This window comes from Arabiibacter massiliensis (assembly GCF_902386925.1).
In the GTDB taxonomy this organism is placed as follows: Bacteria; Actinomycetota; Coriobacteriia; order Coriobacteriales; family Eggerthellaceae; genus Arabiibacter; species Arabiibacter massiliensis.
In genome coordinates this window covers 2144477-2170098 of the sequence record NZ_LR698996.1, presented here as the reverse complement: position 1 = coordinate 2170098, position 25622 = coordinate 2144477, and the positions used below count along the sequence as shown (strand labels likewise).

20 protein-coding genes are annotated in these 25622 nt (G+C 67.2%); 17 read left to right on the top strand and 3 right to left on the bottom strand.

The annotated features are described in order from the left end of the window. The first annotated feature begins 10 nt into the window (after window positions 1-10). From FX134_RS09245 to FX134_RS09220, 6 genes are all read left to right on the top strand, one after another. Window positions 11-868 (top strand): exodeoxyribonuclease III, encoded by an 858-nt coding sequence (locus FX134_RS09245; protein ID WP_080800824.1) that lies wholly within the window; start codon window positions 11-13, stop codon window positions 866-868. A 128-nt stretch (window positions 869-996) separates the two neighbouring features. After that, window positions 997-2373 carry an ATP-binding protein gene (locus FX134_RS09240; protein ID WP_080800821.1) on the top strand — a complete coding sequence of 459 codons (1377 nt, stop codon included), beginning with the start codon at window positions 997-999 and terminating at the stop codon, window positions 2371-2373. Window positions 2374-2433: 60 nt separating this feature from the next. Further along, window positions 2434-3003, top strand: a complete 570-nt coding sequence (gene folE, locus FX134_RS09235) for a GTP cyclohydrolase I FolE (RefSeq protein ID WP_080800818.1) — start codon at window positions 2434-2436, stop codon at window positions 3001-3003. A gap of 109 nt (window positions 3004-3112) precedes the next feature. Beyond that, window positions 3113-3382 (top strand): ACT domain-containing protein, encoded by a 270-nt coding sequence (locus tag FX134_RS09230; protein WP_080800815.1) that lies wholly within the window; start codon window positions 3113-3115, stop codon window positions 3380-3382. Between the two features lie 133 nt (window positions 3383-3515). Continuing rightward, a complete protein-coding gene (locus tag FX134_RS09225; protein ID WP_080800812.1) occupies window positions 3516-4361 on the top strand; it encodes a helix-turn-helix transcriptional regulator in 846 nt (281 codons plus the stop codon). A 578-nt stretch (window positions 4362-4939) separates the two neighbouring features. Continuing rightward, window positions 4940-5164: a helix-turn-helix domain-containing protein gene (locus FX134_RS09220; RefSeq protein ID WP_080800806.1), complete on the top strand. Its 225-nt coding sequence runs from the start codon at window positions 4940-4942 to the stop codon at window positions 5162-5164. 2 nt (window positions 5165-5166) lie between these two features. On the opposite strand, the gene msrB is transcribed toward FX134_RS09220, so the two are convergent. Next, window positions 5167-6324: a peptide-methionine (R)-S-oxide reductase MsrB gene (msrB, locus tag FX134_RS09215; protein WP_080800803.1), complete on the bottom strand. Its 1158-nt coding sequence runs from the start codon at window positions 6322-6324 to the stop codon at window positions 5167-5169. Between the two features lie 162 nt (window positions 6325-6486). On the opposite strand from msrB, the gene nrdD reads away from it, so the two are divergent. From nrdD to FX134_RS09175, 8 genes are all read left to right on the top strand, one after another. Further along, window positions 6487-6873 (top strand): anaerobic ribonucleoside-triphosphate reductase, encoded by a 387-nt coding sequence (gene nrdD / locus FX134_RS09210; protein WP_080800801.1) that lies wholly within the window; start codon window positions 6487-6489, stop codon window positions 6871-6873. A 250-nt stretch (window positions 6874-7123) separates the two neighbouring features. Next, complete coding sequence (locus FX134_RS09205; RefSeq protein ID WP_080800798.1) at window positions 7124-8380, top strand: isochorismate synthase; 1257 nt, start codon at window positions 7124-7126, stop codon at window positions 8378-8380. Then, the gene (gene menD, locus FX134_RS09200) at window positions 8377-10137 is read left to right on the top strand and encodes a 2-succinyl-5-enolpyruvyl-6-hydroxy-3-cyclohexene-1-carboxylic-acid synthase (protein ID WP_232050891.1); all 1761 of its coding nucleotides are present in this window, start codon (window positions 8377-8379) and stop codon (window positions 10135-10137) included. The genes FX134_RS09205 and menD overlap by 4 nt, the downstream gene beginning before the upstream one ends. A gap of 87 nt (window positions 10138-10224) precedes the next feature. Beyond that, on the top strand, window positions 10225-11058 hold the full coding sequence (locus tag FX134_RS09195) for an alpha/beta fold hydrolase (protein ID WP_080800792.1): 834 nt from the start codon (window positions 10225-10227) through the stop codon (window positions 11056-11058). Between the two features lie 54 nt (window positions 11059-11112). Further along, entirely contained in the window at window positions 11113-13878 is a 2766-nt protein-coding gene (locus FX134_RS09190; RefSeq protein WP_080800789.1) for a phosphoenolpyruvate carboxylase, read from the top strand. Window positions 13879-14060: 182 nt separating this feature from the next. After that, window positions 14061-14900, top strand: coding sequence for a 1,4-dihydroxy-2-naphthoyl-CoA synthase (gene menB / locus FX134_RS09185; protein WP_080800786.1), 840 nt, complete (start codon window positions 14061-14063; stop codon window positions 14898-14900). Between the two features lie 64 nt (window positions 14901-14964). Then, window positions 14965-17772: an o-succinylbenzoate synthase gene (menC, locus tag FX134_RS09180; RefSeq protein WP_080800784.1), complete on the top strand. Its 2808-nt coding sequence runs from the start codon at window positions 14965-14967 to the stop codon at window positions 17770-17772. A 145-nt stretch (window positions 17773-17917) separates the two neighbouring features. Further along, window positions 17918-19408, top strand: coding sequence for a basic amino acid/polyamine antiporter (locus FX134_RS09175; RefSeq protein ID WP_080800780.1), 1491 nt, complete (start codon window positions 17918-17920; stop codon window positions 19406-19408). Between the two features lie 18 nt (window positions 19409-19426). Here the strand turns inward: FX134_RS09175 and FX134_RS09170 are convergent, their stop codons facing one another. Further along, window positions 19427-20635, bottom strand: coding sequence for a GGDEF domain-containing protein (locus tag FX134_RS09170; protein ID WP_080800777.1), 1209 nt, complete (start codon window positions 20633-20635; stop codon window positions 19427-19429). Beyond that, window positions 20626-21849 carry a GGDEF domain-containing protein gene (locus FX134_RS09165; protein ID WP_080800774.1) on the bottom strand — a complete coding sequence of 408 codons (1224 nt, stop codon included), beginning with the start codon at window positions 21847-21849 and terminating at the stop codon, window positions 20626-20628. Before FX134_RS09165 ends, FX134_RS09170 begins: the two co-directional genes overlap by 10 nt. A 166-nt stretch (window positions 21850-22015) precedes the next feature. On the opposite strand from FX134_RS09165, the gene FX134_RS09160 reads away from it, so the two are divergent. The 3 genes from FX134_RS09160 (at window position 22016) to FX134_RS09150 (ending at window position 25618) form a co-directional block, all read left to right on the top strand. Next, on the top strand, window positions 22016-22591 hold the full coding sequence (locus tag FX134_RS09160; protein ID WP_080800771.1) for a xanthine phosphoribosyltransferase: 576 nt from the start codon (window positions 22016-22018) through the stop codon (window positions 22589-22591). Continuing rightward, complete coding sequence (locus FX134_RS09155) at window positions 22588-23961, top strand: uracil-xanthine permease family protein (RefSeq protein WP_080800769.1); 1374 nt, start codon at window positions 22588-22590, stop codon at window positions 23959-23961. The genes FX134_RS09160 and FX134_RS09155 overlap by 4 nt, the downstream gene beginning before the upstream one ends. Before the next feature lie 325 nt (window positions 23962-24286). Then, window positions 24287-25618 (top strand): hemolysin family protein, encoded by a 1332-nt coding sequence (locus tag FX134_RS09150; RefSeq protein ID WP_080800766.1) that lies wholly within the window; start codon window positions 24287-24289, stop codon window positions 25616-25618. The last annotated feature ends 4 nt before the right edge of the window (window positions 25619-25622 follow it).

Genomic DNA, 25622 nt, shown 5'->3' with positions numbered 1-25622 from the left:
AGGCATCCCTATGCGCTTCATCTCGTGGAATGTGAACGGCTTGCGGGCCGTGCAGAAAAAGGGCTTCGAGGACATCGTGTGCGAGCTCGACGCCGACATCGTGGCGCTGCAGGAGACGAAGCTGCAAGAAGGCCAGGCCACGCTCGACCTGCCGCAGTACCGCGAATATTGGAGCTATGCGCAGAAGAAGGGCTACTCCGGCACCGCCGTGTTCACGAAGGAGCAGCCGCTGCAAGTGCTGCACGGTCTGGGCAGCGACTACCTGGACGCGGAGGGGCGCATCGTGGCGCTCGAGTTCCCGGGGTTCTGGTTCGTGGACGTGTACACGCCGAACGCGCAGAACGAGCTTGCACGCATCGGCCACCGCATGGAGTGGGACGACGCCTTCCGCGACTTCTGCAAGGGGCTTGAGGAGGGCGTGCTGCCGGCCGAGGTCCCGGTGCAGCGCCCCGCGCCGGGTGAGGGCCATGTGACCATCAGCGAGCTGCCGCTCACCGAGCCCGGCGAGACGGCCGAGCCGAAGCCCGTGGTCATGTGCGGCGATTTCAACGTGGCGCACCAGGAGATCGACCTCAAGAACCCGGGCCCGAACCGCGGCAATGCCGGCTTCTCCGACGAGGAGCGCGGCAAGTTCACCGACTTGCTGGAAGCCGGGTTCACCGACACGTTCCGCCACCTGCATCCCGACGTGACCGGCGCGTACTCGTGGTGGAGCTACCGCTTCAAGGCGCGGCAGAACAACGCCGGATGGCGCATCGACTACTTCCTGGTCAGCGACGCGCTGGTCCCCAAGGTGGCGAGCGCCTGCATCTACGACGAGGTCTTCGGCAGCGACCACTGTCCCGTGGGCCTGGAGCTGGAGCTGTAGAAGGCTCGCATCCTGCCGAGCTGGTTGACGATCCTGCAACGAATCTTGCCATATCATTTGGCAAGATATATAGTGATCTTGCCAAATGATATGGCAAGAAATTCAATCGCCTTGCAGGAGGGGTCGACATGGACGCGTCTATGAGGACGGTCATAGCTGAGAAGATCGAGGATTTCGCCGAAGAGGGCATCCCCGAGGTTTTCGACCGCGACTTATCCTTAGGCCGCGTCCAGCCGCCGGCGCGAGGCAACCTGGTGAACGTGGTAGTTGGCGTGCGGCGCTGCGGGAAGACCTACCGTCTGTATCAGGAAATGCGCCGGATCGTCGCGGAAGGATATCCGCAGGACTCCATCCTGTATTTCAATTTCGAAGACGAGCGACTGAAGCCTTACGAAACGGAGCTGCTGCAAGAGGTCGTCGAGGTTTTTTACGCACGCAACCCACGAGCGCGGCAAGAAGGTGCCTTCTTCTTTTTCGACGAGATCCAGGAGGTGCCGGACTGGGGTTTGTTTCTGCGTCGCATGGTCGACACCTACAAGGCGACTATATACGCGACCGGCTCGTCTTCGAAAATGCTTTCAACGGAAGTGGCCTCCGAGTTCCGCGGCCGCGCCTTGCCGCGCGAGCTCTTTCCCCTCAGCTTTTCCGAATTCGTTCGCTATCAGGGGCATGAGGTGCCTTCCCCGAACGACTCCGCTTCCGTCGAGCGTGCTTTCTCAAGCAGCAAGCGCTCGCATTTGCGGCACGACTGCGACAAATACCTGAGTAGGGGCGGCTTCGTCGCCGTCCAAAACCTGGAGCCGTCCGATGCGACGCTGCTGCTGCAGGAGTACGCGAATCGCACGGTGAACTACGACGTGATCGAGCGGTACAATATCTCAAATCCTCTGGTTGCCAGCAGTTTTCTGTCCCGGTGTCTCGCCTCTTCCGGGCGCGAGCTTTCGTTGAGCAAGGTGCACGGAGAGTTTCGAAGCAGGGGGTTGTCCACATCGCGCGAGATGCTTGCCCGGTTGCTTCGCTATTATCAAGAGGCGTACCTGTTGTTCACGGTGAAGGAGTTCTCGAGGGCGATTTCCGAAAACGCGCGCTCGAGCGCGAAAGTGTACGCGGTCGATCCGGCCATGTTCTCGGCGTTCTCGCCCTCCCCGACGCGCGACGAGGGTCAGAAGCTCGAGACGGCGGTATTCAACAAGCTCCGGCGTCAGACGAATCTGGTTCGGCAGGGAAGCATCGCCCGCTTATCGTTCGAGAAAGACTCGGCCAGGCACGAAGTCGATTTCGTCGTCGGCGATGTGCTGCTACAAGAGGCGTGGCAGCTCGTGCAGGTGTCGTGCAGCTTGGCAGATGCGAAGACGCGCCGGCGCGAGGTGCGCGCTCTGGAGGCCGCCATGCCGTTGTACGGCGTGGACGAGTCGTGGATCGTCACCCTGGACGAAACCGAGACGATCGAAACCGGGGCGGGAACCATCCATGTCGTGCCGGCTTGGAGCTGGCTGCTGGATTGAGGCGGCAGAGAGCCGTCCGTGGTATGATGCTGCGCGTTATCTTGCGATAGAAGGATGTTAATGGACAGAGCGAAAATCGAAGAGGGCGTGCGGCTCATCCTCGAGGGCGTGGGCGAGGATCCCGACCGCGAGGGGCTGCTCAAGACGCCCGAGCGCGTAGCGAAGATGTACGAAGAGGTGTTCGCCGGCCTCGAGCAGGACCCGGCCGAGCACTTCGAGACGACGTTCGACGAGCACCACGAGGAAATGGTGCTCGTGCGCGACATCCCGTTCTACTCGATGTGCGAGCACCACCTGGTGCCGTTCTTCGGCATGGCGCACGTAGCCTACATCCCGGCGGCCGACGGGCGCATCTGCGGCCTGTCGAAGCTCGCGCGCCTCGTGGACGTGTTCGCGAAGCGCCCGCAGGTGCAGGAGCGCCTGACCTCGCAAATCGCCGACACGCTCATCGAGGAGCTGCATCCCCAGGGCGTGATCGTGGTGCTCGAGGCGGAGCATCTGTGCATGAGCATGCGCGGCGTGAAGAAGGCCGGCGCGAAGACCACCACGAGCGCCGTCCGCGGCGCCTTCGAGCGCAGCCAGGCCACCCGCGCCGAGGCCCTGTCCCTCATCTTCGCCCGAAGGGACTGAGCGCGCCGCGGGTTCCCTGTGCGTATCGGATGTTTCACGTGAAACATCTGTTTGTGATCAGGTACTATAGTCTTCACACATTTTGGTGCAGGCGAGGGAAGGACAGCCAATGAAGTGCGTTATCTCGGTTCTGGGCAAGGATCGCAGCGGCATCGTTGCGGCGGTGGCTACGGCGCTCGCGGAGTGCGGCGCGAACATCGACGACATCAGCCAGACCATCTTGGAGGACATCTTCTCCATGACGATGCTCACTACGCTCAACCCCGAGGTGGCCGACTTCAACACCGTGCAGGAGCGCCTCGAGCAGGTGGGCGCCGACCTCGGCGTGCAGATCATCATCCAGCGCGAGGACGTCTTCCAGTACATGTACAAAATCTAGCGGCGGGCGTCTCACCTGGGGAGGCTACTTCCGGTGGCCTCGGCGGCGGGCGAAAAGCATCCCCTAGTTGGTTGAGGAAACCGGCGGCTCGGCGCACACTGAAGGCGTGATCAGCGTACGAGAGGAGAGCGCCATGGGATTCCGCGAGAACCTGCAACACCTACGCGAGACGCGCACCATGACCCAGAGCGAGCTGGCGATGCTGGTGGGCGTGAGCCGCCAGTCGGTGACGAAGTGGGAAGCCGAGAAGAGCTACCCTGAGATGGACAAGCTCATCCGGCTGTGCGAGCTGTTCGAGTGCACGATAGACGACCTCGTGCGCGGCGATCTGACCGGCCGCGCGCCCGACCTTGCCCGCTCGATGCCCGAGGACGCGCCGCCGGTGGACGCGTGCGGCTACGACGAGGCCATGCGGCGGTTCGCGTGGAAGCTGCCGGCGGGTCTGGCAATGTTCGTGGTGGGATTCGGGGTGGCGGCCATTGCCACCAGCCTGTTCGCCGCTAATCCGAGTGCGTATCCCTACCTTGCGTACCTCCTGTGCGCGGCGGTGGGTGTGGGGCTGGCGGCGTCCGCGTGCCTGGGGTATCGGAGGTTTCGCCGGGAGCATCCCTACATCGAGGATTTCTACACGGAAGAGCAGAAGGCCGCCGCGCGCCGCAGCCGGAAGCGCGGGGTGTTGGCTGGCGTTGCACTGCTTGCGGTTGCGCTGTTCCTGGCAAGCACGTTCATGCTCGCCATCGTGAGCATGTTCGACCTGTGGGTGCCGGTGATGGCCGTGAACTGGATGACCCCCTTCCTGTTCTGGCTCGCCATCGCCGCGTCGTTCGCCCTCATCCTGCACGCCTTCCTGAACGCGAGGCGCGTCAACGTGGCCCGGTACAACCGCGCCGCCGAACGAGCCGCCGACCGCGATGCCGACCTGGCTACCACCATAACCGCCGCCTTGCAACCGAAGCCCGCGGAACCAGAAAGCGACTGACCGCTGCCGCAGCAGCCGTGCACGCGAATCGCCCTCCGGCGACACAAAACCGCCCCTCGTGCGAGAGGCGGCGAAAGGTTTCCGGGTGGTGATTTTCATCGACCTGGGGTTATGCTGGCAACTCATGAGCCGCCATGAGCGAAAAGCACCTCCGAAGTCCCTCACGGCTTTCACGAGAACGGTTTTTGTGCAGCGTGACTCGTTTCGCGTGCAGGTGGTTCGGCTCGTCTTCAGTTTGCGGTCTGGAGCGACTCAAGTGATTCCGCAGCTTCGCTCAGTTGCGTTGCGCACTGTTTGAGGGTCGTAATCGCGAGCCATACTGTCGCGAGAGAATCTCGATGGTCAAGCTTTTGGCCGCTTTGAAGACGTTGCCAAAACAACTCGAAGCAAAAAATTATTCCTGCGAGTGTAAGTTCTACCTCGGCGATGAGTTCGCCGGTTTCGGCTAGTTGGGGCATAGTCATTCGTTTCCCTTTGAATTGAGCTGCACTACGCGTTTTTCACAGTAGCATAGCAAAAAGCAAAATGCTCACTTAAAGTGTTGCAGCTAACGCCAGGCGGTGCGCGAGCATAGGCGAATGTCCACTTTACGGGTACAGCTTGGTTGGCGCATCAAGGATCTGCGCGAGGAGCGTGGATTGTCGCAGCGCGCTTTCGCGAAGAGGATAGGCATGAGCGCCACGTACCTCGCCGACGTCGAACGCGGCGCTCGCAACATCAGCTTGGACAACATCAGGCGTATCGCTGATGGCTTCGACGTGAGTGTCGGCGAGCTTATGGAGTCACTGCGAGACTACGAATAGCCTCACTCCACTTCCACCAGGGGCTTCAGGTCGCCATAGCCTTCGGCGTCCATGTCCTCAAGGGGGACGAAGCGCAGCGACGCGCTGTTGATGCAGTAGCGCAGCCCGCCCTCGGCGGCGGGGCCGTCGGTGAACACGTGGCCCAGGTGCGAGTCGCCCACGCGGCTCTTCACCTCGGTGCGGTCCATGCCGTGGCTGCCGTCCTCGCGCTCGACGATCACCTCCGGGTCGATGGGCTTGGTGAAGCTGGGCCAGCCGCAGCCCGCGTCGTACTGGTCGGCCGACGAGAATAGCGGCTCGCCGGTGACCACGTCCACGTAGATGCCGGGCTCGACGTTGTCGTAATACTCGCCGCTGAACGGCTGCTCGGTCGCGGCGTTCTGCGTGACGTCGAACTGCTCGGCGCTCAGCGACTCGCGCAGCTCGCCTTCGCTCGGCTTCTCGTAGAGGCTCGCATCGAGCGACCCCTCCTCGACGAACGCCCGAAGCTCCGAAAAGTCCACGTGGCAGTAGCCGCCAGGGTTCTTGTCCAGGTAGTCCTGATGGTACTCCTCGGCCTCGTAGAAGTTGGAGAGCGGCGCCAGCTCCACGGCCAGGTCCTTCCCGACGGCCGCGCGCTCGGCCTCCATCGCGGCCTCGAGCACGGCAAGGTCGGCCTCGTCCGCGTAGTAGATGCCGGTGCGGTACTGCGTGCCGGCATCGTTGCCCTGGCGGTTCACGCTGGTGGGGTCGATCAGCCCGAAGTAATGCTCGACCAGCGTCTGCAGGCTCACCGCATCGGGGTCGTAGCGCACGCGCACCGTCTCGGCGAACCCGGTGGCGCCGGTGCACACCTGCTCGTACGTGGGGTTCTCGCCGGTGCCGTTCGCGTAACCGGACGTCGTTTCCGCCACGCCGGGCACGAGCGAGAAGTATGCGTCCACGCCCCAGAAGCAGCCGCCGGCGAAGTAGACTTCGTGCAGATTGCCTAGATCCGGCTCCACCTGCTTGAAAGGGAGGGCCTTCGCCTGCTCGTAGGTGAGGTCGCCGCCCAGGTCGGCGAAGGAGCCGCCGGTCGAGGCGCCGCCGTCAGCAGACGGCGCGGCGTTCGAGCAGCCGGCCAGGATCGCAGCGGCCGCCAAGGCTATCGTGCAGACGAGGGTGCGGGCGCGCGCGGACATATCGGGCTCCTTTCTCGTATCCTACCATCATACGCCGTTTCTCGCCGTTGCGCGCCCGCGTCCGTTTCGTCATAACCCGTTACCGAAAGGTGGTGGCCGTTCGTCTCCATAAATGGTACTATACTGGTACCATATAAAGGTATCACAAACGGGAGGAGCGGCATGGCAACGGCGGTGGAGACGATGGTGAAGCGCGCGACGGCGCAGTGGGAGCAGAGGACGGTCGACAGCGTGGTCGTGAAGATCACGTACCTGAACGAGGACGACGCGCCGGTGGGCGACGACGAGATCCGCTCCTACATCGCGCGCGGCAACGAGCAGCATCCCAACAGCATGGTCACGGCGCTCGAGCTGGACGTGGACGGCGCCGACGTGGACATCCGCTACGAGCTGGCGCCGGTGCCCTTCGACCGCATCCGCCGCATCACCGGATACCTGGTGGGCACGATGGATCGCTGGAACGACGCGAAGACCGCCGAGGAGTCCGACCGCGTCAAGCACGGCGTCACCCGCGAGGAGCGCGCCTTCAACTGCTCAAACGGCTGCTAGTCGCTCGCCCCGCCAGGGAGTTTTCCGATAGCCAACGGGCCGCAGCTGCCAAGCCGCGGCCCGTTTTCGCATGCGGAGGAGTTCATCTTCGGCCGAAACACACGCAAAACCGCGCTGTGGCGTGTGTTTCGGCCGAAGATCGGACTGCGGCGCGACGCTGACCGCCGTCGGAATCGGTCCGGCGAACCGTCGTGCTAGAATGCCATCTTGCACGACTGGTTGGCACGCGTGACGAAGCGACGGGAGAGCCATGACGAAAATCCATTCCTACACCTGCTCCATCAACGCCGATATCGTCGACGCGTTCTGCGCGCTGCAGAAAGGGTTCACCGACCAGTTCGTCTACTACCGCAAGGACCGCCCGGTGCGCCTCATGGGCCTCGGTCGCTGCATCGCGCTGCCGACGCTCGACGACGCCGACTGCGAGCTGGAAGGCCCCGTGGGCCAGCAGCCTGTCTTCTTCTCGTTCAACCGCTTTGACGCGGAGAACCCCGCGCCTACCGACGACCTGTTCGAGGCGTTCCCGCGCCTGAAGTTCATGCTGCCGGAGATCGTGCTCATTGAGAACGAGCACGGGCCGCTCCTCCAGGTGAACTCGCTCGGCCCGGTGTACGCGGGGCGCATCGAGCGCTTCGTCCGCCAAGCGCTGGCCGCACCGCCGCGCCGCCGCGAGACGGTGCCGTACCGCATCGTGCCGGACTCGCGCGAGGCGTGGGCCGACGCCGTGGCGGCAGGGCTTGCGGCCATCGAGGAGGGCCGCGTGGACAAGGTGGTGCTCTCGCGCCGGCAGAAGCTGGTGGCCGAGCACCCCTTCTCGTCGAAGGACCTGCTGGTGAACCTCATCGACGGCCCGGCGCGCGGCACGGTGCTGCTGTACCGCTACGCCGACGTGTTCTTCTGCGGCTGCACGCCGGAGCTGCTCGTGCGCAAGCGCGGCGCCGAAGTCGAGAGCATGTGCCTGGCGGGAACGTGCCCCGCGGGCGGATCCGAGGAGGAGCGCGCGCGGCTGGCGGCCGAGCTCATGGCCGACGAGAAGAACCGCGCCGAGCACGACTACGTGGTGAAGTTCATCCGCGAGGTGTTCTGCCGCACGTGTTACGGCGTGGACGTGCCCGCCGAGCCGGGGATCCTCCCGCTCACGCACGTGCAGCACCTGTGCACGCCGGCGCGGGCGCGCATGCTGGAGGGCGTTGATTTGTGGACGATGATGGGCGACCTGCATCCCACGCCAGCCGTGGCGGGCACGCCGGTGGGCGAGGCGCAGATGCTGCTGCGCGAGATCGAGGCGTACAACCGCGGGTTCTTCGCCGGCGCGTGCGGCTACATCGACGGCGCGGGCGACGGCGAGTTCTCCGTGGCGCTGCGCACGGGCGTGTTCGACGGCGAGATCGGCTGGGTGTACGCCGGCTGCGGCATCGTAGCCGGCAGCGTGGCCGACGACGAGTACGACGAGATCGGCATGAAGCTGAAGACCATCCTCAGCGCCTTCGAGGGAGGCGAGGCATGATGACGGCCGACCCGGCCGCAACGGCGTTGTTCCTGGGCGCGTTCTTCGACGAGCTGGCTCGCTGGGGCGTGCGCGACGTGGTGGTGAGCCCCGGTTCGCGCTCGACGCCGCTGTCCATGACGGCCTACGAGCTGTCGCGGCGCGCGCCGGAGCGGATGCGCCTGTTCGTGGACGTGGACGAGCGCGGCGCGGCCTTCTTCGCGCTCGGGCTGGCGAAGGCGAGCGGCCGCCCCGCCGCCGTCGTCTGCACGTCGGGCACGGCGGTGGCGAACTACTACCCGGCCGTGATGGAGGCCGAGTCGTCGCGCGTGCCGCTGCTCGTGCTCACGGGCGACCGGCCGCCGCGGCTGCAGGGCCTCGGCGCACCGCAGACGTGCGACCAGCTGAACGCCTACGGCGACCACGTGCGGGCGTTTCGCCAGATGCCGCTGCCGACGGCCGACGGCATGGCGCTCGCGTTCGCCCGCCAGGCCGCGCGCGAGGCGGTCATCGCGGCGGGCGAGGGCTGCTGCGGCGGGCCCGTGCACTTGAACTTCCCGTTCGACGAGCCGCTCAAGCCCGATTTCGCCGTGGAAGGCCTGTTCGAAGCGGGTCGTCGCGCGGATGTTTCACGTGAAACATCCGTCGCCGTTTCGCGGCAGCTTGCGCCGGAGGCCGCCGAGCGCCTGGCCGCGCTGCTGACCGGCCGACGCGCGCTCGTCTACGCGGGTGAGGGAACCTGCGCGAACGATGACGAGGCGCGCGCGGTGCTGGCCTGGGCGCACGCGTTCGACCTGCCGCTTCTGGCCGATCCGCTCTCGGGTCTGCGCGACTTCGATGACGCGCTGGTCATCGATAACTACGACAGCATTATTGCCGCAGGCGGCGTGGCTCCCGACGAGCTGCGGCCCGAGGCGATCGTGCGATTCGGCCGCTATCCGGTGTCGAAGAAGGCCGCGCAGATGGCCGCCGCGTCGGGCGCGGCGCAGGTGGTGGTGGATCCCCTCGAGACACGCGACTTCAACGCCGCCACCGACGTGTTCGCGCCGTGCGAGCCTGCGGAGTTCGCCCGCTCGCTGCTCGCGGCGCTGCCCGACCCGGTGCCAGCGTCCGGGGCCTTCGCGAGCGCGTGGATCGCCGCGAACGACGCCGCCCGCGAGCGCATCGCGGCGGTGGACGACGTGGAGGCCGGCTTCGAGGGCGCGTTCGTCCGGCGCGTCGTGGAGCTTGCGCCGGAGGGGTCGTGCCTGTTCGCGGCTAATTCCATGAGCGTGCGGGCGCTCGACACGTTCTACCTGAAAAGCGCCAAGCGCCTGACGGTGCTGTGCAATCGCGGCCTCAACGGCATCGACGGCACGGTGTCCACGGCGCTCGGCGCGGCGCAGCGCTTCGCGCAGACCACGCTCGTCACCGGCGACCTCACGCTGCTGCACGACCTGAACGCGCTCGCGCTCCAACGCGAGCTGCGCGTGCAGCGCACTGCGGGCGGACCCGCGCCCAGCATCGTCATCGTGCTGCTCAACAACGACGGCGGCGGCATCTTCGACATGCTGCCCCAGAAGTCGGAGGACGCCTACTTCGAGCGGCTGTTCCTCACGCCGCAGGAGGTGGACTTCGAGGCCGCCGCGCGTGCCTTCGCCGTGCCGTACCGCCGCACCGACACCGTGCCGGCGTTCGACGAGGCCTACCGCGCGCTGCTCGGCACCCCCGGCATCTCGCTCATCGAGGCCCGCGTCCCCCTGGAAGGCCTCAAGGACCGCTACCGCCCGTACTGGTAGCGCATTATCGCTCCGAAAACACGCCTCGTGCGCTGAGGTGTGTTTTCGGAGCGAAGATCGGTGGTCGAAACGGGGAAAGGAGGGCGGATGCAGGTGGAACGGTTCGAGCATGCGGGGGTGCGCTACGGCGTCCGGAGCTGGGGGGCGGGCGGCGCGCCGGTGGTGCTCGTGCACGGATTCGCGCAGAGCGCGGCGTCGTGGGACGAGGTGGCTCCGCTGCTTGCGCGCGACCGCGCGGTCTGCGCGCTCGACCTGGCGGGCCATGGTGCGAGCGACCGACCGGTCGATCCGGCCCCCTACGCCCTCGACGCGCAGGCCGAAGCGCTGCTTGCATTCCTCGCCGGCTTCGAGCGCCGGCCGGCCGTCGTCGGCTACTCGATGGGCGGCCGCGTCGCCCTCGCGGCAGCCGTCAAAAACCCGCACGCCTTCGCCGCCCTCATCCTGGAAGGCGCCGGCCTCGGCCCCGCCACCGCCGACGAGCGCGAAGCCGCCCGCGAGCGCGACCTCGCCAACGCCGCCCGGCTGCGCGCCGAGGGCGTCCTCGCCTTCATGGACGCCTGGGAGCGCCTGCCCCTGTTCGCCACCCAGCGCGACCTGCCCGCCGCGACCCGCGAGGGCGTGCGCGCCGGCCGCCTGGCCAACGACGTCGAGTCCCTCGCCCGCACGTTCGAGCACGCCGGCCAGCACGCCATGCCCGACCGCGCCGTCGTGCTCGCGGCCCTCGCCCAGCTGCGCGACGGCGGCGTCCCCGTGCTCTACCTGGCCGGCGAGCGCGATGCGAAGTACCGCGCCCTCGCCGAAGGGCTCGCGACTGCCGGCTTGGCCGAGACGCGCATCATCGAAGGCGCGGGCCACAACGTCCACCTCGAAGCCCCCGACGCGTTCGCGCGGGAAGTGTCCGCGTTCCTTTCCGCCCGCTAATCCGCGGGCGCGTATAATAGACGAGAAACGAAAGCACGCCCGACAGGAGAGCACATGGCCGACCTACTCCTCGACCGCCACCTCGGCGCGGCCGACACCGCCCAGGCGATCAAGTCCTACACGGAAATCGAGATCCCCGCGAGCCTGCGCGACGACCTCGCGCTGTTCCTGCGGTTGGAGCGCAAGGTGCTCAAGGAGTACGACCCGGCCGTCTGCGAGCTGTTCGACCGCCTGTTCAACAGCGTGATCAGGGCGAACGAGGGCAATCCTGGCACGGTGGCGGCCGAAGAGCCAACGGATGGCCAAGGCATCCCCACAGCCGACACCCCGGGTGCGCTGGCGTTTCGCCAGGCCGTCGCGCTCATCGACGGGCTGCCGGTCGATCAGGCGCAGATGGTGGTGCGGGCGTTCACGTCGTTCTTCCACCTGGCCAACCTCTCCGAGGAGCACTACCGCGTGGTGTCGCTGCGCGAGCTGGAGCGCGGCGTGTCCATGGATTCGGCCGTGGACGCATCCAACGAGCTGGTGGTGGCGTACAGCCGCCTGCTGGACGAGGTGGGCCCCGAGCGCACGGCCGAGCTGCTCGGCCGCCTGGAATTCCACCCCGTGTTCACCGCGCATCCCACCGAGGCGCGCCGCAAATCGGTGGAGGGCAAGATCCGCCGCATCGCCGAGCTGCTGGACGAGCATCCGCATCTGGGTGGATCGGCCCTGGTGGAGAACGAGCGCCACATGCTGCAGGAGATCGACGCGCTCGTGCGCACGTCGCCCACCGAGATGAAGAAGCCCACGCCGCTCGAAGAGGCCGACACCATCATCGACATCTTCGACAACACGCTGTTCGACCTGGTGCCGCAGGTGTATCGCCGCTTCGACGACTGGGTGCTGGGCGAGGACGCCGGCAGCGTGCCGCCCGTGTGCCCGGCGTTCTTCCATCCCGGCAGCTGGATCGGGTCGGATCGCGATGGCAATCCCAACGTCACCGCCAAGGTGTCGCGTCGCGTGGCCGCCAAGTATTTCGGCCACATGGTGTCGAAGCTGGCCGAGGCGTGCCGCGAGGTAGGGCGCAACCTCACGCTGGAGGCGCGGCGCACCCCGCCGTCCGAGGAGCTCATGGACCTATGGAGCCATCAGGTAGAGATGAGCGAGACGCTCACCGCCCGCGTGGCCGATGAGCTGGGCTTCGAGCCGCATCGCACCGTGATGCTGGTGATGGCCGCGCGCCTTGAGGGCACCGCCGCGCGCAACGTGGACATCATGTACCGTTCGCCCGACGAGCTTTTGGCCGACCTGCGCATCGTGCAGGACTCGCTCGCGCAAGCCGGGGCCGTGCGCGCCGCCTACGGGCCGGTGCAGACGCTCGTGTGGCAGGTGGAGACGTTCGGGTTCCACCTGGTGGAGATGGAGTTTCGCCAGCATTCGGTGGTGCACGAGCGCGCGCTGGCCGACATCCGCGCCCACGGCGTGCACGGCAAGCTCGACCCCATGACCCGCGAGGTGCTCGACACGTTCCGCGCCATCGGGGCCATCCAGAAGCGCTACGGGCAGAAGATGGCGCGCCGCTACATCGTGTCGTTCACGAAGCGCGCAAGCCACATGGCCGACGTGTACGAGCTGGCCGACCTGGCCTTCTCGCACGCGCAGGACGTGCCCGCGCTGGACGTGATCCCCCTGTTCGAGCAGTTGGAGGACCTGGAGGGGTGCACCGAGGTGCTCGACGAGATGCTGCGGCTGCCGGCCGTGCGGCGTCGGCTTGAGCAGACGAACCGGCGCATGGAGGTCATGCTGGGCTACTCGGACTCCTCGAAGGACGCCGGTCCGGTCACGGCCACGCTCGCGCTGCATTCCGCGCAGGAGCGCATCGCGCGCTGGGCCGAGGAGCACGACATCGACCTCGTGCTCATGCACGGCCGCGGCGGCGCGGTGGGACGCGGCGGCGGCCCGGCCAACCGCGCGGTGCTCGCCCAGCCGAAGGGCTCGGTGAACTGCCGCTTCAAGGTGACCGAGCAAGGCGAGGTCATCTTCGCGCGCTACGGCGACCCCACGCTGGCCCTGCGCCATGTGGAAGGCGTGGCGGCGGCCACGCTGCTGAGCTCCGCGCCGTCCGTGGAGCGCGCGAACACCCAGGCCACCGAGCGCTACGCCGAGGCCGCGGCGCGCCTGAACGAGGCCGCGCACCGCCGCTACCTGGACCTTCTGCACGCGGACGACTTCGCGCCGTGGTTCTCCACCGTCACGCCGCTCGCCGAGGTGGGCCTGCTGCCCATCGGCAGCCGTCCGGCCAAGCGCGGCCTGGGTGCGCAGTCGCTCGACGATCTGCGCACCATCCCCTGGGTGTTTTCGTGGTCGCAGGCGCGCATCAACCTGGCCGCGTGGTACGGCCTGGGCACCGCGTGCGAACAGCTGGGCGACCTGGAGCTTCTGCGAGAGGCGTACCGCGAGTGGCCGCTGTTCGCCACGTTCATCGACAACATCGAGATGTCCATCGCCAAGACCGACGGGCGCATCGCCAAGATGTACCTGGCGCTGGGCGACCGCGACGACCTCGCGCGCACCGTGCTGGAGGAGATGCGGCTCACGCGTTCGTGGGCGCTCGCCATCGTGGGCGACGAATGGCCGCTGGAGCACCGCCGCGTGCTGGGCTGCGCCATCCGCGTGCGCAACCCCTACGTGGACGCGCTCTCGCTTGCGCAGGTGAGGGCCCTGCGCGTCATCCGCAGCCAGCAGGAAGAGCTTACCAAAGGACAGAAGGCCGCCTACCTGGCGCTCATCCTGTCCACCGTCACCGGCGTCTCCGCCGGCCTTCAGAACACGGGGTAGGGGGGCGTCGCGCCCCCCTTAAGCGGATGGTTGAAGGAAGCACCAATTCTGAGGATATTCTCAGGCTCGACACACAAGATGTTGAGTTGCTGTAGTATATAGGCAATCGTATCGAACCCCCTTCAAACGCAGCGCGCACGATGTCAGGCCACTTCGTCATGCGCGCATTCGAAAGGATGGCTATGGGCGACATCGCATGGCAGGCGGGCAAAGCGTACCGCGAGATCATCTATGAAACCTGCGAGGGCATCGCCAAGATATCCATCAACCGGCCCGAGCGCCGCAACGCGTTCACCCCGCTCACCGTCAACGAGCTCTACGACGCCTTCACTGTGGCGCGCGACGACGCGGAAATCGGCGTCATCATCCTCACCGGGGCCAATCACGACGGCCGCCCCGAGGATCAGGCGTTCTGCAGCGGCGGCGACCAGAAGATCCGCGGCAACGGCGGCTACGTTGGCGAGGACAACATCCCGCGCCTGAACGTGCTCGACCTGCAGCGCCTCATCCGCGTGGTGCCCAAGCCCGTCATCGCCATGGTGAACGGCTACGCCATCGGCGGCGGCCACGTGCTGCACATCCTGTGCGACCTGTCGCTTGCGGCCGACACGGCCAAGTTCGGCCAGACGGGCCCCAAGGTGGGCAGCTTCGACGCGGGCTACGGCGCGGGATATCTCGCCAACATCGTGGGCCAGAAGAAGGCACGCGAGATATGGTACCTCTGCCGTCAGTACACGGCCGCCGAGGCGCTCGAGATGGGCCTGGTGAACAAGGTGGTGCCCTTCGACCAGCTGGAAGAGGAGTGCGTGAGCTGGGCGCGCGAGATGCTGCGCCTTTCCCCCACGGCGCTGCGCTTCATGAAGGCCTCGTTCAACGCGGCCACCGACGGCCTCGCGGGCATTCAGCAGCTGGCCGGCGATGCGACGCTTCTGTACTACACCACCGATGAGGCGAAGGAGGGCCGCGACGCGTTCAAGGAGAAGCGCGTGCCCGACTTCACCCAGTTCCCGAAGTTCCCGTAGGATCTGGCGGCACGCGTCCAAGCGGCGCAGGCGAAGAAGATAAGAGGGTGGGGCGCAGGATACGATGATCAGCGCGTTTGAAAGCTCGGTGCGGCAGCACCCGCAGCGCACGTGCTTCACGTACGTGGACGAGGCGGGGGAGGAGCGGGCGTACTCGTATCGCGAGACGCGCATGCTCTCCGCCGCCCTCGCGCGTCTTCTGCAGGATCGTGGCGTCCGCCCCGGCGACTGCGTGTCGGTCGACCTGCCGAACTGCGCCGCGTACGTGTTCCTCGTGCTGGCCGCAGCCTACGGCGGCTTCGCACTGGTCACGCTCAACAACCGTCTGACCAGCGCGGAGAAGTATGCCCGCCTCATGGAGATCGAGCGCAAGCCCGGCATGCGGGTGGCCCTGCGCATCGACGAGGGCAACGTCGAGCGCTTCACGGACGAGGCCGTCGCCCTGCTCTCCGGCGAAGGCGGCTCCGACGACGCCTCCCGTACGAGCGGCCGCATCCGCCGGACCAGTTTCACCGCGCGGGCGAACGCGGTGACGGCCGCGCCCCGATCGACGCGCGCGCTCGGGCGCGCCGGAACGGGCCGCGCCTCGATCAGGCGCCGCGACGAGGTGGCGCGCCAAGACGCCGTGGAAAGCGTCATCCACTTCGCCGAGCACGCGGCGCACGTGTTCGACCGCGCCTCGCGCGCCATCGTCATGTTCACCTCCGGCACGACGGGCCGCGCGAAAGCCGTGGCGCTCGCCTGGGAGAACCTGTGCAGCGCGTCCGAGGCGTCCAACGCCGTGCTCAACCGCCGCGGCGAGGGGCTGTGGCAGGCGGCGCTGCCGCTCTACCATGTCGGCGGTTTGCAGGTGATGCTGCGCAGCCTGCTCAACGACACGCCGTTTCTGCTCTATCGGCGCTTCGACGCCGTCCGCGTGCTCGCCGACGCCGCGCGCAAGGGCGCCACGCACGTTTCGGTGGTGGACAAGATGCTCCAGGACATGCTGGCCGCAAGCGGCGACGCGGCGGCCGAGGCCCTGCGCCGCTACACGTGCATCCTGCTGGGCGGCGGCGCGACGAACCCGCGCACGCTCGAGCGCGCCCGGGCGGCCGGCGCGCGGGTGTACGCGAGCTACGGCATGACCGAGACGTCCAGCCAGGTGGCGCATGCCCAGGTGACGCCATCGTTTCGCGGAGGCCTGCGCCTGCTCCCCGGTTACGCCGCGCACATCGTCGATCCCGGCGAGGATGGGTTCGGCCGCCTGGCCGTGAAGGGCCCGGGCCTGTTCGACGGCTACCTCAACGCCCGCGCGGCGTTCACGGTGGACGGGTACTTCCTCACCGGCGACACTGCGGCGCTCTTCGGCGGCCGCCTCTACGTGAAGGAGCGCACGGAGGACATGTTCGTCTCGGGCGGCGAGAACGTCTACCCCGCCGAGATCAGGGAGAAGCTCCTGCGCGTGTCCGGCGTCGCGGACGCGCACGTGTTCGGCGCGCCCGACCCCGTATGGGGCCGCCGGCCGGTCGCGTTCGTCGAGCGCGAGCGCGCCGACCGCCAGACGAACCGCCAGCTCGCGGCCTCGGTGCGGGCCAGCCTCGAGCCGCGGCTCTCGAAGCTCTACCTGCCCAAGCACATCTGCGTGCTCGACGAGTTCCCGCGCACGGGCATCGGCAAGGTCGATCGCGCCGCGCTCGAGCAGCGCTACGAGCAGCGCATCGAGGTGGCCCGCGTCACGCTCCATCGCATCAAGCTGCCGTTCGTCACGCCGTTCCGCACGCCGAAGGGCACGCTCGCGCAGCGCGAGTCCGTCATCGTGGAGGTGACCGACCGCGCGGGGCGCACGGGCCTCGGCGAATGCGTGGCGTTCTCCACCGACTGGTACCTGCCCGAGACGCTCGACCAGGACGTGCGTGTGCTGCGCGACGTGCTGGCGCCGCTCGTGACAGGCGAGGCGTTCCTCCATCCGCGCGAGGTGAGCGAGGCCTTCGCGGCCGTTCCCGAGGCGTCGGCGTTCCCGCTCGCCTGCGGCGCGCTCGAGCCGGCGCTGTGGGACCTGTACGGCAAGATCGTGAAGAAGCCCCTGTGGCAGCTCATCGGCGGAACGCGGCGCGGCGGCGCGCAGGGCGCGAGCGCTTCGGTGCCGGCGGGTGCGGTTATCGGCCTGGGATCGGTGGCCGAGACGGTGGCTGCCGCGCGGCGCTGCGTGGAGTCGGGCTACCGCCGCGTGAAGCTGAAGGTGGCGCCGGGCAGCGCGCTCGCCTGCGCCCGCGCCGTGCGGGCGACGTTCCCGCACCTCATGATCACGCTCGACGCCAACCAGAGCTTCATCGAGCGCGATGCCGAAGAGCTGCGCGCGCTCGACGCGTGCGGCATCGCCTGGATCGAGGAGCCGCTCGACCCGCGCCGCCCGCCTGCGGGCGCGCCGTCAAACCTGTTCAGCCGCTTATCTCGGCTGCAGCGCACCATGAAGACGCCCGTGTGCCTGGACGAGTCCATCGCCCGCCCCCGCGACCTCTCCCGCGCGCTCGCGTACCCCGAGCTGCGCTGCTACGCCGTGAAGGCGGCCAAGTTCGGCGGCATCCAGCCCACGCTCGACTTCCTGGCGCTGGCCCGCGAGCGCGGCTTCGACGTGTGGATGGGCGGCATGTACGACACCGGCGTGTCGAAGCGCATGCACGCCGCGTTCGAGACGCTCGAGGGCGTGTCCGCACCCGGCGACATCGGCGCGACGGCCCGCTACTTCTCCTCCGACGTGACCGATCCGCCCCACACGGCGGAGCGCGGCCACGTGACCCTCAATCGCGCCGGCCACGAGCACGGCCTGGGCTGCGACCTCAACCGCTCGACCCTGGCCAACGTCACCGTCGACCGCATCGTCATCGGGGGATGAGGCAAAAGGCCGGGGCGGGACATTGTCCCTTTGTCACGCCCCCGGCCTTTTGTCAGCATGCAAAATATTGCATAACAGGCTGACGTAATGCAGTGCGGTGGGGTATGATGCTATTCGTCGTCGTCAAACGAGGAACGGTGATCTCATGAGCGAATCCGCATCGAACCACCAGCCAGCGGCCGTTGCGGCCCCCGACCAAGGGAACCAGGGAGGACTCGGCATCTTCCGCCTGGTCACCGCCGTTATCACGCTCATCGTGGGCGCGGGCGTGTTCACGCTGTCGGGCGACCAGGCCACCGGCGGCGCGAGCGGCGCGGCCATCCTCACGGCCTGGGGCATCTCGGGCGTGGGCGTGCTCTGCCTCGTCATGACGTTCTTCGCGCTCTCCCGCGTGAAGCCCAAGCTCAAGGGCGGCATCTACAGCTACGCGAACGCCGGCTTCGGCGACTTCCTCGGCTTCAACAGCGCATGGGGCTACTGGATCAGCGCGCTTCTGTGCACGGTGAGCTTCTCGGCGCTTTTGTTCGGGGCGCTCTCGTACTTCTTCCCCGTGTTCGGCGGCGGCAACAACCTGCCGTCCATCATCGGCGCCAGCTGCGTCATCTGGTTCTACGCGTTCCTTGTGTCTCGCGGCGTGAAGGAGGCCACGGGCGTGAACGCCATCATCACCATCAGCAAGTTCGTGCCCATCTTCGTGGCCATCACCGCCATCATCTTCTTCCAGAAGTTCGACCTGGGCATCTTCCTGGCCAACATGGCGCAGGGCGCCGACCCCGGTCTGCCGTTCTTCGACCAGGTGAGCAACACCATGATGATCACCATCTGGGTGTTCGTGGGCATCGAGGGCGCGGTGGCCATCTCGGGCCGCGCCAAGAAGGACAAGGACGTGGGCAAGGCCACCATCATCGCCTTCGTGTGCGTGCTGTCCATCTACCTCATGGTGAGCACGCTGTCCATGGGCGTCATGCCGCTGGCCGACCTGGCCGAGCTGCCCAACCCCGCGCTCGCCGGCGTCATGGAGCATGCGGTGGGGCCGTGGGGCGCCACCCTCATCAACTTCGGCGTGGTGCTCTCGCTCGTGGGCGCGATGCTGGGCTACACGGTGCTCTCGAGCGAGATGCCCTATGAGGCCGCTGAGCAGGGCTCGTTCATCAAGGCCTTCGCGAAGACCAACAAGAAGGGCGCGCCCATCGTCACGCTCGTGGTGACGAACCTGGTCATCGAGGCGTTCCTCATCGTCATGCTGTTCTCGGACAGCACGTATCAGTTCTTCTACACGCTCTCCGCCGGCATGATCCTGTTGCCGTATCTGCTGTCGGCGGCATACTTCGCCAAGCTCACATTCACCGAGCCGGGCGCGTTCAAGGGCAAGGTGGGCGGCCCCATCGCGCTGTGGCGGGTGTTCGGCATCTTCGGCGTGGTGTACAGCTTCTTCCTGGCGTGGGCGTCGGGCGCGGTGGGCCTCACCATCATGTCGCTTCTGTACGCGCCGGGCGTGCTTATGTACATCAAGGGGAAGAAGGAGAAGGGCGAGCCCTACCTGAAGAGCACCGTGGACCGGGTGGTGCTGGCCATCATCCTGCTGGCCGCCGTGGCCTCCATCGTGCTCATCGCCACGGGCGTCGTGGCCATCTAGACGGATTTGCCGCGCGCCCTAGCGCGTCGCGGCTTTGACCTGGCGCTTGCGGCGGTACATCGCCGCGTCGGCGCGCGCCACGACATCCTCGAAGCCCTCGTCCTCGTCGGCGGTGGCCGCGCCCCAGCTCATCGAAGGCTCGAACGAGAAGCCCTCGCTGCTTCCCGTGGCGCGCAGGCTGCGCTGCACCACGTTCATGCGCTCGGCAAGCGCGCCCGGCGCAAGCGGCCCGGCGAGCACCGCCAGGAACTCGTCGCCTCCGTAGCGCGCGACGAAATCGTCCGCCGACGCCCGCACGCTCTGCAGCGCCGAGGCGGCTGCGGCCAGGTAGGCGTCTCCGGCCTCGTGTCCGTGCCGGTCGTTCACCGCCTTCAGCTCGTCGAGGTCCACGAACACGACGGTGGGCCGCCCGCCCTGCGCGAACAGGCGCGCCGCCTCGCGCAGGGCGTAGTCGCGCGTGAAGCAGCCGGTGAGCGTGTCGCGGTCGGCCAGCTCCTCCAGCTCGGCGCTCGCGCGCTCGTCCGAGGCGATCTCGCGCGCAAGCGTCTCCCGCCGCCGCGCGAACGCGAGCACCGAGGCCATGCGGTAGGAGAACCAGACGGCCAGCACCCCGCCGAGCGCCACGAACACGGAGGTCTTGATGCTCCACAGCTTCACGATGGCCGAGTTGAGGGACGACTCGTACAACAGCAGGTTCAGGCACAGGTACAGATAGCACAGCACCAGCTCCACGATGAGGAAGGCGAGGGTGCGCCGCTCGGCCATGATGGTGGCCAGCACGCTGCGGTTGCCCGGGATGTCGATGACGCGCAGGCAGACCGCCGAGAACAGGAACCCCAGGATGACCGACAGCCCCTTCGCGTTGTCCGCGCCGTTGCCCAGCAGCGACAGCGGCATGTCGAACGCAAGCGAGCAGAGCGAGCGCATGAGGATGGTGCTCGACAGCCCGAGGGCCGTTCCCAGCAGGGCCACGAGTAGGCAGTCGGCCCAGTTGACGCGGTAGAGCACCTTCACCTCCACGGCGAACAGCACGGCGATCATCGTCCAGTTCACCGGCAGGGGCAGCATGAGGAAGGTCACGGCGATGAACAGGCCGTAGTTCACCGCGAACGCGATGCCGAGCGTCTTGTAGCGCGCGGGGCGCATGCCGAACATATGCGAGGCGAAGCCGAAGAACGCCCAGTGGCAGGTGAAGTACGCGATCATGGCCGAAACGATCAGCAGCATGGCGCGCCCCCTGCCCCCGGCCCTCCGGCCGCGCGGCGCTTGGCGCGCTTGGCGGCGTACATCGCCGCGTCGGCGCGCCGGACCAGGCTGTCGGAGTTCTCCGTCTCCCGCGAGCTGGCGACGCCGAAGCTGAACCGGAGCGGCGGGTCGTGCTCTTCGGCGGCCAGGCCCGCCTCCAGCTCTCCGAGGCGCGCTCTCATGCCCTTCTCGTCGGGGACCCCTTCGATGACCAGGAACTCGTCGCCGCCCCATCGCACCACGTCGGCCTCGGGGAACGCCTCGCCCAGCCGCTTGGCGAACGAGGACAGGTACTCGTCTCCGGCCAGGTGGCCGCGTTCGTCGTTGACCGCCTTGAGGCCGTCCATATCGAGGAAGGCCACCGTGAAGGGCAGGCGCGCGTCCTGCAGCTCGTCGAGTCGGCGCTGGCCGATGCGCCTGGTGGCGAGGCCGGTCAGCTGGTCGATGGCGGCGCGGGCCCGATTCAGGCGCAGCCGCATCTCCTGGTCGAGCTTCCTGCGCTCAAGCAGCAGGCTCTCCGTTTCGCGGAAGGCCTCCGCGCCCAGGCGGGCCGACACGAACGCGAACACGGCGCAGAACACCGCGAGCAGAACCGTGCCGTCGAGGAGGAAGAGCGGCATGAGGGCGAACTGCACGCCTAGCAGGGAGGGGACGAGGTCGAGCAGCTCGTAGGCGATGCCGAAGAGCGAGAACACCAGGAACGGCTGCAGCGCGTGGTCGGCGCGCTTGGACGCGGGGTACGCCCCGTCCAGGATGCGCCCGAGCCCCAGCAGCAGCAACGACGCCAGCAGGAAGGCCTCGGCGAGCAGCGCGCAGCGCAGCCCGAGGCCCTCGCCTTCCGCGCTCGCGCCCCCGCCCGCGTTGGCCAGGCTCATGAACCCGAAGTAGACCAGCCCGCACGCCAGCATCGCGGAGAGCGCGACGGTGTTGGCGGTGAGCAGCGCGCGGCGCATCGAGTCGCGCCGCGTCACGGCGAACGATGCGAGCGCGGCCACCCACATGCCCGCGTACAGCCCCGCGATGGGCAGCGCGTCGAAGCAGAACGGCACGACCGCGCAGGCGGTCAGGACGCCGAACGTGAGCCCGGTGGCGCGGCGCAGGGGCTGCCCGCCGTTGACGGAGCGCGCGAAATGCAGCGCCGCCACCGTGTACGGCACGATCATCGCGAAGGCGAGCAGGCGGAACGGACCGAGCAACGCTCCCCCTTTCAAGGACGCGGCGGGCCGGGCAATGCGCAGATACATTCATCATACCACCGGTGGATTAAAATATCTCCCGCTCAGGCATCTACTCGGCTACACTGTGGAGAACAGGTTTTGACGGGTTCTGACGGGGTTCGAGGCGGTGCACGGAGGAAGCGCAATGGAGCTATTGGAGGAGCGCATCAGGCGCGACGGGGTGGTGAAGTCGGAAGGCGTCCTCAAAGTGGACAGCTTCCTCAACCACCAGCTGGACATCGAGCTGTTCGACGCGATGGGGGCGGAGTTCAAGCGGCTGTTCGCCGACGCGCCGGTCACGAAGATCCTCACCATCGAGGCGTCGGGCATCGGCATCGCCTGCGTGGTGGCGCGCCACTTCGGCGTGCCGGTGGTGTTCGCGAAGAAGGCGCAGTCCATCAACCTGGACGGCGACATGTACACCACGCGCATCCAATCGTTCACGCACGGGCGCATCTACGACGTGATCGTGTCGAAGAAGTTCCTGGACGCGAGCGACCACGTGCTCATCATCGACGACTTCCTGGCCAACGGCTGCGCGCTGAACGGCCTGATCGAGCTCGTGGAAGAGGCCGGCGCCACGGTGGAGGGCATCGGCATCGCGGTGGAGAAGGGCTTCCAGCCCGGCGGCGACGACCTGCGCGAGCGCGGCTTTCGGCTTGAGTCGCTCGCCATCGTGGAGTCGATGGATCCGGCCACGGGGGAGGTTGTGTTCCGATGAAGGCGAAGACGTTCAACCACGAGGACCTTTTCAAGCTCGACGGCGACATCCCCCTCTTGCATGCGGTGCCCTACGGCATCCAGCACATCCTGGCCATGTTCGTGGCCAACCTCGCGCCCATCCTCATCATCGCGGGCGTGGCCGGGCTCGGCGACGCGCAAACCGGCACGCTCGTGCAGAGCGCCATGCTCATCGCGGGCATCGGCACGCTCATCCAGCTGTTCCCGCTGTGGCGCGTGGGCTCCGGCCTGCCTATCGTCATGGGCATCAGCTTCACGTTCGTCACGGTGCTCACGGGCGTGGTGGCCACCTACGGCTACAACACCGCCATCGGGGCCATCATCGTGGGCGGCATCATCGAGGGCGTGCTCGGCCTGTTCGCGAAATACTGGCGGCGCATCATCTCGCCCATCGTGGCGGCCGTGGTGGTCACCTCCATCGGGTTCTCGCTGCTGGGCGTGGGGGCCACGTCGTTCGGCGGCGGCTCGGGCGCGCCGGACTTCGGCTCGCCGCAGAATCTCGTGCTGGGCTGCGTGTCGCTGGCGGCGTGCCTGGTGTTCCAGGTGATGGCGAAGGGCAAGACAAAGCAGCTTTCAGTGCTGTTCGGCCTGATCGTAGGCTATGTGCTGGCCGTGTTCATGGGCCAGGTGGACTTCAGCGGCTTCGCGGACGTGGGGCTGTTCGCGCTGCCGCAGATCATGCCGTTCACGCCGGAGTTCAACCTGGGGGCCATCGTGTCGGTGGCGCTCATCTTCCTGGTGTCGGCCACCGAGACCATCGGCGACACCTCGGCGCTGACCATGGTGGGCCTCAACCGCGAGGTGCGCGAGCGCGAGCTTTCCGGCTCCATCGCGTGCGACGGCTTCGTGAGCTCGCTGTCCGCGTGCTTCGGCTGCCTGCCCATCACGTCGTTCTCGCAGAACGTGGGCCTCGTGGCCATGACGAAGGTGGTCAACCGCCGCGCCATCGCCACGGGCGCGGTCATCATGATCCTCGCGGCGTTCCTGCCGGTGATCAGCGTGGTGTTCTCGTCGCTGCCCGAGGCGGTGCTGGGCGGGTGCACCATCATGATGTTCGGCAACATCATCGTGAGCGGCTTCCAGATGATCGCGCGGGCCGGGTTCACGCAGCGCAACATCACCATCGCCGCGCTGTCGCTGGCCGTAGGCATCGGGTTCACGCAGGTGTCGGCGCTGTTCAGCGTGTTCCCGGAGCTGGTGCAGAGCGTGTTCGCGCAGAACTGCGTGGCCGTGGTGTTCCTGGTGGCCGTGGTGGCGAACCTCGTGCTGCCGAAGGACGCCGCGCCCGCAAGCGAGGCGCCCGCGAGCGAGCCCGCCCCCCTCGACGACGAGGAGCTGGCAAGCGCATAGCGGCGCAGGCCCCCGAAGTGGCAGGAATTTGCGGCTGTGGCACGCGCAACGCGCTCGGGAAATTCGCGGCCTGGGAAAACGTCGGCGGCTGGTCGCCCGAGCCGTCCAAAACCCGCCCGATCCGTGCCACAGCCGAAAAATCCTGCCACGAACGCCCTGCGCCTCGGTCCGAGGCGCAGGGCGCGACTTCTGTATTGAGCATGGATTTTCGCAGGGTGGCCTTGGGTTGCTGGCACAATTGTCAGTTAAGCATTTGACGTGCTTGCTGCGCGGCGTACGGACGCGCCGGCAGACTTGACAATCGTCTTGAAGGAGACCCGCTTTAATGCACCCTGCGTTAAGCCTTTTGCTCGTCCTGTTCTTCCTGATTATGAACGCGTTCTTCGTCGCTGCCGAGTTCTCGCTCGTGCGCGTGCGCAAGTCGCAAGTCGAAATCCTCGTCGACGAGGGGCGCGGCGGCGCCAAGTACACTAAGCTCGTCGCCGACAACGTGAACGCCTACCTCTCCGCCTGCCAGCTGGGCATCACGCTGGCCTCGCTCGCTTTGGGCTGGCTGGGCGAACCCGCCGTCTCCGCCCTCATCTCGCCGCTGCTTTCCGCGTTCGGGCTGCCCGAGGCGGCCATCCATGCCATCGCCATCGCCGTGGGCTTCATCATCATCACGGCGCTGCACATCGTGGTGGGCGAGCTCATCCCCAAATCGCTCGCCATCTTCTCCACGGAGCGCTACGCCCTGTTCACGGCCGCGCCGCTCGTGTGGTTCTACCGCATCACGTACCCCATCATGTGGCTGTTCAACTCCATCACGAACGGCGTCATGAAGCTTCTGGGCCATGACATCGCCAACGAGCACGAGGTGTACACCGGCGAGGAGATCAAGCTGCTCATCGACGAGAGCTCCGAAAGCGGCCTCATCGACCCCGAGCAGCACGAGTACGTGGACAACATCTTCGACCTGGGCGACAAGGACGCCGAGGCCATCATGACCCCGCGCACCGACGTGATCTGCATCGATCTGGAGGATCCGCTCGAGGAGAACCTGGAGACGGTGCTGCGCTACAAATACACGCGCTATCCGGTGTGCCGCGGCAACAAGGACCGCATCGTCGGCTTCGTGCACGTGAAGGACCTCTACACGCTGCCGAAGGACGCCACGATCGACGATTTGCGCATCCGCGTGATCCAGGCCGTGCCCGAGGGCGTGCCCATCGCGAAGCTGCTGCAGACGCTGCAGGAGAAGCGCACGAAGATCGCTGTGGTCATCGACGAGCACGGCGGCACGGCCGGCATCGTCACGATGAGCGACATCATGGAGCAGATCGTCGGCCGCATCGACGACGAGTACGCGCACGGCGGCTCCGACGAGGTGGTGAAGCTGGACGACGGCAGCTATTTGGTGGACGGCTCGCTGCCCATCGACGAGGTGGGCGAGCTCATCGGCTTCGAGCCGCCCGAGTCCGAGGAGTGCGAGACGGCGGGCGGTCTGCTGCTCACGCTGTTCGACCGCATCCCCGACGAGGGCGACGCCGTGACCGTGGAGGACGACGGCGACAAGGCCGCGTTCACCGTGGTGGACATGGACCGCCACCGCATCGACAAGATCCGCGTGGTCGTGGAGCACGCGGAGCCCGAGGCCGACGGCAGCAAGGAGCGCTAGAGCT

Coding starts and splice junctions, on each gene's coding strand:
- FX134_RS09245 (WP_080800824.1), top strand. CDS start 11: ATGCGCTTCATCTCGTGGAATGTGAACGGCTTGCGGGCCGTGCAGAAA.
- FX134_RS09240 (WP_080800821.1), top strand. CDS start 997: ATGGACGCGTCTATGAGGACGGTCATAGCTGAGAAGATCGAGGATTTC.
- folE (WP_080800818.1), top strand. CDS start 2,434: ATGGACAGAGCGAAAATCGAAGAGGGCGTGCGGCTCATCCTCGAGGGC.
- FX134_RS09230 (WP_080800815.1), top strand. CDS start 3,113: ATGAAGTGCGTTATCTCGGTTCTGGGCAAGGATCGCAGCGGCATCGTT.
- FX134_RS09225 (WP_080800812.1), top strand. CDS start 3,516: ATGGGATTCCGCGAGAACCTGCAACACCTACGCGAGACGCGCACCATG.
- FX134_RS09220 (WP_080800806.1), top strand. CDS start 4,940: ATGTCCACTTTACGGGTACAGCTTGGTTGGCGCATCAAGGATCTGCGC.
- msrB (WP_080800803.1), bottom strand. CDS start 6,324: ATGTCCGCGCGCGCCCGCACCCTCGTCTGCACGATAGCCTTGGCGGCC.
- nrdD (WP_080800801.1), top strand. CDS start 6,487: ATGGCAACGGCGGTGGAGACGATGGTGAAGCGCGCGACGGCGCAGTGG.
- FX134_RS09205 (WP_080800798.1), top strand. CDS start 7,124: ATGACGAAAATCCATTCCTACACCTGCTCCATCAACGCCGATATCGTC.
- menD (WP_232050891.1), top strand. CDS start 8,377: ATGATGACGGCCGACCCGGCCGCAACGGCGTTGTTCCTGGGCGCGTTC.
- FX134_RS09195 (WP_080800792.1), top strand. CDS start 10,225: ATGCAGGTGGAACGGTTCGAGCATGCGGGGGTGCGCTACGGCGTCCGG.
- FX134_RS09190 (WP_080800789.1), top strand. CDS start 11,113: ATGGCCGACCTACTCCTCGACCGCCACCTCGGCGCGGCCGACACCGCC.
- menB (WP_080800786.1), top strand. CDS start 14,061: ATGGGCGACATCGCATGGCAGGCGGGCAAAGCGTACCGCGAGATCATC.
- menC (WP_080800784.1), top strand. CDS start 14,965: ATGATCAGCGCGTTTGAAAGCTCGGTGCGGCAGCACCCGCAGCGCACG.
- FX134_RS09175 (WP_080800780.1), top strand. CDS start 17,918: ATGAGCGAATCCGCATCGAACCACCAGCCAGCGGCCGTTGCGGCCCCC.
- FX134_RS09170 (WP_080800777.1), bottom strand. CDS start 20,635: ATGCTGCTGATCGTTTCGGCCATGATCGCGTACTTCACCTGCCACTGG.
- FX134_RS09160 (WP_080800771.1), top strand. CDS start 22,016: ATGGAGCTATTGGAGGAGCGCATCAGGCGCGACGGGGTGGTGAAGTCG.
- FX134_RS09155 (WP_080800769.1), top strand. CDS start 22,588: ATGAAGGCGAAGACGTTCAACCACGAGGACCTTTTCAAGCTCGACGGC.
- FX134_RS09150 (WP_080800766.1), top strand. CDS start 24,287: ATGCACCCTGCGTTAAGCCTTTTGCTCGTCCTGTTCTTCCTGATTATG.